The organism is Azotobacter chroococcum (assembly GCF_004339665.1).
Taxonomy (GTDB): domain Bacteria; phylum Pseudomonadota; class Gammaproteobacteria; order Pseudomonadales; family Pseudomonadaceae; genus Azotobacter; species Azotobacter chroococcum.
Genome location: NZ_SMMU01000029.1, coordinates 35,283 through 42,129, shown reverse-complemented (window position 1 = coordinate 42,129; position 6,847 = coordinate 35,283). Strand labels below are relative to the sequence as shown.

Here is a 6,847-nt window from a genome sequence, read left to right as displayed (position 1 = left end):
TGCTCGATCATCAGGACGATAGTGAGGACGACGCAGACGTCGATCAGGATCAGGCGAGCGATGAAGGCGCGCTTCTTGGCGCGGTAGCTGCTCATTCCTGGTCTTCCGCCAATCGATAATCAAGCCACAGGTGGGCATACCACTTCTTTGTCGTGCGCCCTCCGACGTGGGCAGGAACCAGCACGCATCGCTCTGTCTTCTCGTCGAATGACTCCAAGATGTATGCGCACCCGCTTCTTTTCTTGATTACTTTTTTCCCGATGGCATCGATCGTCATCTGCTTATGAAGGGCGATCTGCTCTTGAGTGCTCATGCTGCGCGCCTCATAGCCTCAACGTGCCGCAGCACGTCGCGCAGGTTGAGCGCCTTGATCCGGATCGAGTGGCCGGCCATAACCCAAGCTAGGGCGGCGCGGGGGTCGCGAGTGCTCATGCTGCCCCCTTGTGCAACTGCTTCCAGCGTTTATCCGCCGCGGTGCTTGCCGAGGTACGCCAGTAGAGGTGATCGTTATCGGTGAGCAGGCCGAGGGCATAGGCGAGCTCGATCATCCCCTGGGCAAACCATTCACTCGGGCATTTCGATTTGCCGATTGACTCGATCTCGTGGCGGATCATCTTCTCGGCCTTAGCCTTGTCCCATGCTCGTTGCGATGCGCTCATCAGGCAGCCCTCGACTCTTCGAAGTCAAAGCGGTTGATGCTGCGAACGCGGTCCAGCTCTTCATGGCCCAGGCGCTCAATCTCGAAGGCGTCGCGCTCCAGCAACTTGCCGACCTCGCGAACGTCGTAAGGGGCATCGATCGACTCGGCGCCTGCGAATGTGAAAAGGTCTACGCCGTCCTCGCTGTAAACCTCGAGGGTTAGGCGGAGCCCGTGGTGCTCAATGGCGATTTCCATGGTGTGTCTCCTGCGTGCATGAGGATGCGCCCGGCTAGCAGGTGCATTCCGATGGAGGCGGGGGAGTGGAGGTATGGCCGGTTACGCCGGCCAGGCGGTCGCTCTGTCGCTGGGTGCGCGACTACACCCCGAAGCGGGAACCGCACGTTCATGCGGCGCCTTGGCTTGCCGTTTACTCGAACGGGGGCGCGCTTTGGTCCGGGTGTTTGCCGCACCTGACCTGCGGCTTGTAGGAGCCGCGCTAACGCCACCGCATGCCGAACGGCCACGGTGTTGCAGTGTCTGTGCCGGGAGCTGCCACCCCGCCCGGCGCGGGTTAAACGCTGACTGCTGGAGTCAGTTGCCCTCAGGGCAGATCAGAGGGGGATGCTGGGGAAGCATCGGGGAGCGAGCTGTCCGGGCCCTGACCTCCGGACTTATCCATTTCTGGTTTCCACGCCATCTACATACGCGGCAGTTCAGCTCGCTCTCCGATACCGCCCCGCAGAGCGGATCGGGCCGATTCACCGGATTACGACGTGTCGGCGCACGTCCTCAACCATCCCCGGCATTAGGGCCGTCTATTCCGGCTGTCAGATGCGGGCGGCATCGGTGGAGTGGTCTGGCCGGCGCTGATCTCGGCGACTTTCATGCCCCGCCCCCGGACTTACGAGCTGCCTGGCGGTTGTAGCGCATCAGCCTGCGCATTCAGACCACTCCCCGATGCCGCCCGGGGCTACTTGGTGCGGATGCCGGCGGCGTGGATGGCGGCGCGGCCGTGATTTTCGTGGAATCCGTAGCGCGATTCGGCCGACTTCCGTGCGCATGCGGCCTCGAAAATCGATTTATGAGATCCAAGCCACTTCAGAGATCCTCCAAGACGGATATAGGCTTGCCAACGATTAGAACCTTTGTTCCAGAAAACGCCAGTAAGGGGAGTGCTTGCACCCTTCCGCTTGGACGCATTGCGCTGGTTCTCTTGGTTAGTTGCTTCGCGTAGATTGCTGATGGCGTTATTCATGCCATTGCCGTCGATATGGTCTACGAGGCTTGGCCAGCGGCCATGAAAAATTGCGAACGCGATTCTATGTGCGAAGTAGTTCTGACCATCTACGCGCACCGTTAGATATCCCCTGTTCATATAGCCGGCCTGCTTGCCGGCGCAAACTGCGTTGGATCGCTTCATGCCGCGGTCACTATTAAAGTGACTCCTAGGTCGATGCTTCCAATAGATCAGTCCAGTATCAGTCTCATAGTCAAAGCATTCATGAAAATATCCAACGCTCGGGATTGTCTTTGACCTTACCTTGTCTTGTTCCATGTCTCTCTCCTGCTCAGGCGTTTCTGGCTTCCAGCATGGCGTCGGCGTATTCGTAGGCGAACTTGGCGAGAATCGGGACAGCTTTTGCACCGCGGTTCTCGCCATCCTTGTTCGGGTGATTTATGAGCGCAGCCAGCGCCTTCGCCGCGAACTTGTCCCGCAGCGTCTCCTCCGGCGAAATAAGCGCCTTGATTGCCGCCCTGACCTCGACTTCGCTTTGAGTCTCAAGCCAGGCGTCAAGCGCGCCATTTCCGCCGTTTAGTGCTTCGATCAGATTCATGTCTCTCTCCTGTGGGCGCCCCGTTGCCAGGGCTGGATTGTTATTCAGCGGGATCCCATGAAGTTCCAGCCGCGCCGAACTACCTCAAGACGGTAGTGGCTGGTGTGCGGGATTGATCCGTGGTGGTCGACAAGATCGACCCAGACGAACCCTTCGGTGCCTTCGTGCTTCTGCTGCTCGCCCCAGGCGAATGCCTGGGCCTGAGCGTTATGGCCGCGGAACTCGGCGCGGATCCTGCCGCCTTCTGCTGATGCGATTGCTTGGTACATGTTCTGTCTCCGGTTGCTTCCCGGATGCCCCTGTCGCCAAGGGCATCGAGGAAACGTTCGGTTTTGCTGTCTTCTTGCGCAGGATGCGGTCGCTTATCCGCTGAGGCTTTCACGGGGACCCGGGAGCGTGCCTCTGTCGGCTGTCCCGTTACTCGCCTCAACACGCCTCGCCGGCGTGCCCTCGCTTGAGTGTCCTGTGCCCAGCACCGGGATATGCCCGGCTACTGCCTGCCGCTGCCCGGCAGGTGCGCTGGCTATGCATCGGCCAGCTCGGCGTTCTCGATTGTGTAAAGAGCGTTCCCGGAGAACCGGAGGCATCGCTGCCTGTCTCTGCGCTGGGGTGCGCTTCGATGGGGTAAATATAAGCAGGCTTATCTGGATGGTCAATAAGTTTGCTTATATTTTTTCTCGACCAGCAAAATAGCCCTATCGGAACGGTTGTGACCGAGTTCGCAGTAATGGCTTGGCGCTGTGTGTGTAAATGGATACTGTATACTTATACAGTACAAGGAGCAGCGTATGGCCAAGAGGAAAGCCCAGCAGCAGCCCCAGGAACTCACACCGCTGGAAAGGCTTGGGCTACGGGTTTCGTCGATGATCAACGCGCCGAAGGCGCAGCTGGAGCGCCGGGTAACGATTCACCGGCTGGACACAGATTCGGATGAGGCGTGGGAAGGGGTGATGGAGCTGCTGGCCGAGACGGATGGCCTGGAGATAGCGGCAAATGAGGACGGCAGCGTAACGCTGAAGTGGGAGCGCCAAACGGACGATGATGCCCCGGCAGATGATCGGGAGTTCGAGATGGTCGACGGCGGCGAAGCCCAATTCTGACGGTGCGAGTAGGAAGGGAGTAGCTGCGGACGGCCGCAGTGCGTGAACCAGGCGGCATCTTCAGCGCTCGCTATGGCACAGCCCCGAGCAACTGCTACCTTGGGTTAATCGATTCTGCCAAGGAGGGCGCCGATGATGATCAACTCAATCCTTTCTCTTGTGCTCGCTTGCTGCCTGCTTGTCTTGGGGGGATACCTGGCAGTCAGGCCTGGGGCTGGACAGCAAGGTCATGGCCCGGATCTGGATACTGTCGACGACGATGGGCTGTTTGATGGCTGGGACGCTCTCACTCCCAGAGAGCGGAGGAAGCGCCTGGCGGTATATCAGCGGCGGGTGAGGGCGCGGATCGCCGAGCAGGAGAGGGAGTGGCTACGGGTGCGGCTGAGGGAGTGCGCGAAGGGGTAAGACGAAAAGCCCCGCGCGGGGCGGGGCTAGAAGGTCAGGCAGCGAGCGCAGAAAGTAAGTGCGCCGGGGTGGTGTAGACGATAACCGAGGCGGCATCGGCCAGAGCTGTTGCGGCCTTGCGGTTTTCCTCTTCGTCGCTGGCTTCCAGGATGACCCGCCGTCGCGTGCCAAGGTGTGCATTTTTGATGTCCAAGAGCTTTCCCACGGCGCGATAGACGAGGCTCCAGTCCACCTTGCCATCTTTGGCGGGCACGGTCTGGATCAGCGTCGGCGCTTCTCCATCCGTCTCAATAGCGAACGGCAAGGTCAGTTGGTGCCCGCTGGCACCGGTGATGCGGTAGTCGATCTTGAGCTGCGGGTATGCGCTCTTCAGCGTCGATTCGATTATGCGGTCAAAGCGCGACGCCGGCGTCGGGCGCATCGCGCTGCAGGCGTAGCCAACATGCTCGGCGGCCTCAATGAAGCGCGCAAGGTAGAACCCCACCTGTTCCTCAGCGCAGATCTTGAAAATTTCGCCGTCGTCGGACAGCTCAAGGCCGCGCTCCGCGACCAGAGCGGCCAGCCGGCGCCCCTTCTCGGCGGTCGGTTTTACGCCGTGAGTCATGGCTGCGAACAGGGTGTCGGCATTGTCGCTGATGCGTACGCGTCCAGCTCCGAGCTCTTGCACGTAGGCGCCAATGAGCAGGCCGTCAAAGGCCAGCGCTAGAGGGGATTGCAGATAAACTACGCCGTCCGCCACCGGTTTGCATTTGAAGCCCAGCTGGCTCCCAATTAGTGTGCAGTTCATAGGCTGAATCCCATTTGGCCTTGCTCAGGCAGTTCGAACGGCGGCGCCCCGGATATGTTCGCTTTCGCCAAGAATAGCCGCCACAGCGCCTGATCGGTAGAGCTGACTAGGGGTTCGGCGTAGCCCTCACTGCCATCAGGTACTGGTATGTGCAGGTGGGGATGGTCGATCTGCTGCTGGAAGAAAGGTAGTCCTGCGCCCACTGCGTTGACGTGCACCGACGGACCGTTGTCGTCGATAGCGATGATCCTGGTGCTGTTGGCAATCAGCGCCATGGACAGCGTGTCTCTGGCGCCAGGAATACGGGAGCGCTTGAAGTAGAGGTCGACGAACCAGCCTTCAGCCGTCTTCCCATTGACCTCTAGGGCGGCGCGGAAGCTGTAGGGCGCAGGAAACCTACGGGCTGAGGTTGATCGCCAGACGATCCGGGTGCCGCCGGCCCATACCTTCGGCTGACTGGCGGCATGGATGGCTTCATCGTAGGGGATGGTTTTCGGACTGGCCATCGTGCTGGCTCGGCTTCCTTGCGTTGGTGGTTGTACTGAGTGCCCTACACCCCGACCTTGCCGGCGGGCAGACGGCGCCGGCTATGGCTTGTCGTTTCCGGCCAAGCCAGCCCCTGCATCGCTGAGGGTTTTCAGGAGTTGGCGCAGGCCCTCCATGTCACCATCGGATATCTGGCCTTCCTCTCCGCACACCTGAAACTCAACCTTCTTTGCTGCTGCAATTACGGGGATGAGCTCCTTCGGGGGCTCAACGTAGAAGTACTCAATTCCTGATCCTGGGTCGCTCTGGTATCGAGTCTTTATTTCTTGAGTTCTTCGGCCATCGATCAGCCAGTGAGTGTGATGGCAACTCGAAAATCTAGCGCGATCGCCATAGGTGATTAGCCAGGCAGCTACCATTGTTCTACCGCCGTTTGCTGGAATTCTTGCGTCTGCGCCGAACGCAAATTTTCCGCTTCCGTCTGGTATTGATCGCCAAGCGATATCCCTATCGCCAGTGAACCTGTTCACCTCGTCTTTAAGCACTCCGGCCATTGCGAAACTTGAAAAGCAAGCCATTCCAATAGCTGCAAGCAAAAGGCTGCGCATAAATCCTCTCGTCATCAAATCTCTCTCAGGCAGGCTGCTGGCTGCTCACAGCTTCTTGGCGTTCCAGACCAGCAGAACGCGAGCCTGGATGTAGGTATCGTCGATCCGGATCAGTCGGTCCTTGTGATTCGGGTTGTCCGAAATCATCTCGAAATGCTCCGCGTCGGCCACCTGTAGGCGCTTGGTGTAGAAATGGCCTTGCCAGACGAATGAGTAGATCCCGTCACCCTCGAACTCGCGGATGCTCACATCGACGATCATCGGGTCGAGGTGCTGGATTGTGGGCGCCATGGACTGGCCGTAGCCTGTCAGCATCTTGAGGTGGCAGGGGTCTTTGTAGATGACGCCAAGCTCCTGCAAGTGCTGCTTGCTGACGAGCAGATCCGGCATTATCTCGGGGTAGTCCGGGACCAGTTGTCCGCTGCCTAGAGCTGTCCGAACGTCGTAGTGCGCGATGCGAATTGCGTCACCGGGCGGGGCGGGGGGCAGGAAGTCGGCGATGATCACGTCGCTTGGCTGGCCGGCCGCCTGCTCTTCCTCGGTCAGGGAGTTAGCGACGGCATCGACGATCTTCTGCTGAGCCTCTGCACTCAGTCCTTTGCCATGCCTCTGCAGCATCTCCATCACCTTGGCCGCAGCAGCTTCCTTGTGATTTTCGAGTGCGGGCGCGATTAGGCCTGTCTCGATGCTCAACTCATGGCCTGTATCGCCAGGAAGCATCTCTCCCTCGCCACTGGCAAGCCAAATAGCGCTGACTCCGCACACCTTTGCCATTTGGGCCATGTGCGCACTTTTGAGCGTTTTCCCTGTTTCAAGCTGAGAAATCAGGGGCTGCTCGACATTTACAGCTTCCGCAAGCTGCCGCTGGGTAAGCCCAGCGTGCTTTCGGGCTGCCTTCATGCGCTGAGATAGATTCATGCGCTGGAATGTATAAGCGAGCTTATGGGCTTGCAAATAAGGCTCCTTATTGCCTACGATATAAGCAG

Annotated in this window: 12 protein-coding genes; 2 read left to right on the top strand and 10 right to left on the bottom strand. The window is 59.4% G+C overall.

What is annotated here, in order from left to right; all coding sequences use genetic code 11:
* Positions 1–91: 91 nt before the first annotated feature.
* From EV691_RS18370 to EV691_RS18345, 6 genes are all read right to left on the bottom strand, one after another.
* Positions 92–313, bottom strand: coding sequence for a hypothetical protein (locus EV691_RS18370; protein WP_131299032.1), 222 nt, complete (start codon positions 311–313; stop codon positions 92–94).
* Positions 314–428: 115 nt separating this feature from the next.
* Entirely contained in the window at positions 429–659 is a 231-nt protein-coding gene (locus EV691_RS18365) for a hypothetical protein (protein ID WP_131299033.1), read from the bottom strand.
* The gene (locus EV691_RS18360; RefSeq protein WP_131299034.1) at positions 659–895 is read right to left on the bottom strand and encodes a hypothetical protein; all 237 of its coding nucleotides are present in this window, start codon (positions 893–895) and stop codon (positions 659–661) included. The genes EV691_RS18365 and EV691_RS18360 overlap by 1 nt, the downstream gene beginning before the upstream one ends.
* Positions 896–1,610: 715 nt before the next feature.
* Complete coding sequence (locus EV691_RS18355) at positions 1,611–2,195, bottom strand: HNH endonuclease (protein ID WP_165496566.1); 585 nt, start codon at positions 2,193–2,195, stop codon at positions 1,611–1,613.
* A 13-nt stretch (positions 2,196–2,208) separates the two neighbouring features.
* Positions 2,209–2,475: a hypothetical protein gene (locus EV691_RS18350; RefSeq protein WP_131299036.1), complete on the bottom strand. Its 267-nt coding sequence runs from the start codon at positions 2,473–2,475 to the stop codon at positions 2,209–2,211.
* Positions 2,476–2,519: 44 nt separating this feature from the next.
* The gene (locus tag EV691_RS18345) at positions 2,520–2,744 is read right to left on the bottom strand and encodes a hypothetical protein (protein WP_131299037.1); all 225 of its coding nucleotides are present in this window, start codon (positions 2,742–2,744) and stop codon (positions 2,520–2,522) included.
* A gap of 519 nt (positions 2,745–3,263) precedes the next feature.
* Between EV691_RS18345 and EV691_RS18340 the strand changes: the two genes are divergently transcribed.
* Together EV691_RS18340 and EV691_RS18335 are read left to right on the top strand one after the other, a co-directional pair.
* Positions 3,264–3,575: a DUF1654 domain-containing protein gene (locus EV691_RS18340; RefSeq protein ID WP_131299038.1), complete on the top strand. Its 312-nt coding sequence runs from the start codon at positions 3,264–3,266 to the stop codon at positions 3,573–3,575.
* 132 nt (positions 3,576–3,707) lie between these two features.
* A complete protein-coding gene (locus EV691_RS18335) occupies positions 3,708–3,980 on the top strand; it encodes a hypothetical protein (protein ID WP_131299039.1) in 273 nt (90 codons plus the stop codon).
* Between the two features lie 34 nt (positions 3,981–4,014).
* Here the strand turns inward: EV691_RS18335 and EV691_RS18330 are convergent, their stop codons facing one another.
* From EV691_RS18330 to EV691_RS18315, 4 genes are all read right to left on the bottom strand, one after another.
* Positions 4,015–4,767, bottom strand: coding sequence for a DUF1828 domain-containing protein (locus EV691_RS18330; protein WP_131299040.1), 753 nt, complete (start codon positions 4,765–4,767; stop codon positions 4,015–4,017).
* Positions 4,764–5,273 (bottom strand): hypothetical protein, encoded by a 510-nt coding sequence (locus tag EV691_RS18325; RefSeq protein ID WP_131299041.1) that lies wholly within the window; start codon positions 5,271–5,273, stop codon positions 4,764–4,766. Before EV691_RS18325 ends, EV691_RS18330 begins: the two co-directional genes overlap by 4 nt.
* A gap of 81 nt (positions 5,274–5,354) precedes the next feature.
* Positions 5,355–5,861: a hypothetical protein gene (locus EV691_RS18320; RefSeq protein ID WP_131299042.1), complete on the bottom strand. Its 507-nt coding sequence runs from the start codon at positions 5,859–5,861 to the stop codon at positions 5,355–5,357.
* 45 nt (positions 5,862–5,906) lie between these two features.
* Entirely contained in the window at positions 5,907–6,815 is a 909-nt protein-coding gene (locus tag EV691_RS18315; protein WP_242672572.1) for an XRE family transcriptional regulator, read from the bottom strand.
* Between the last annotated feature and the right edge of the window lie 32 nt (positions 6,816–6,847).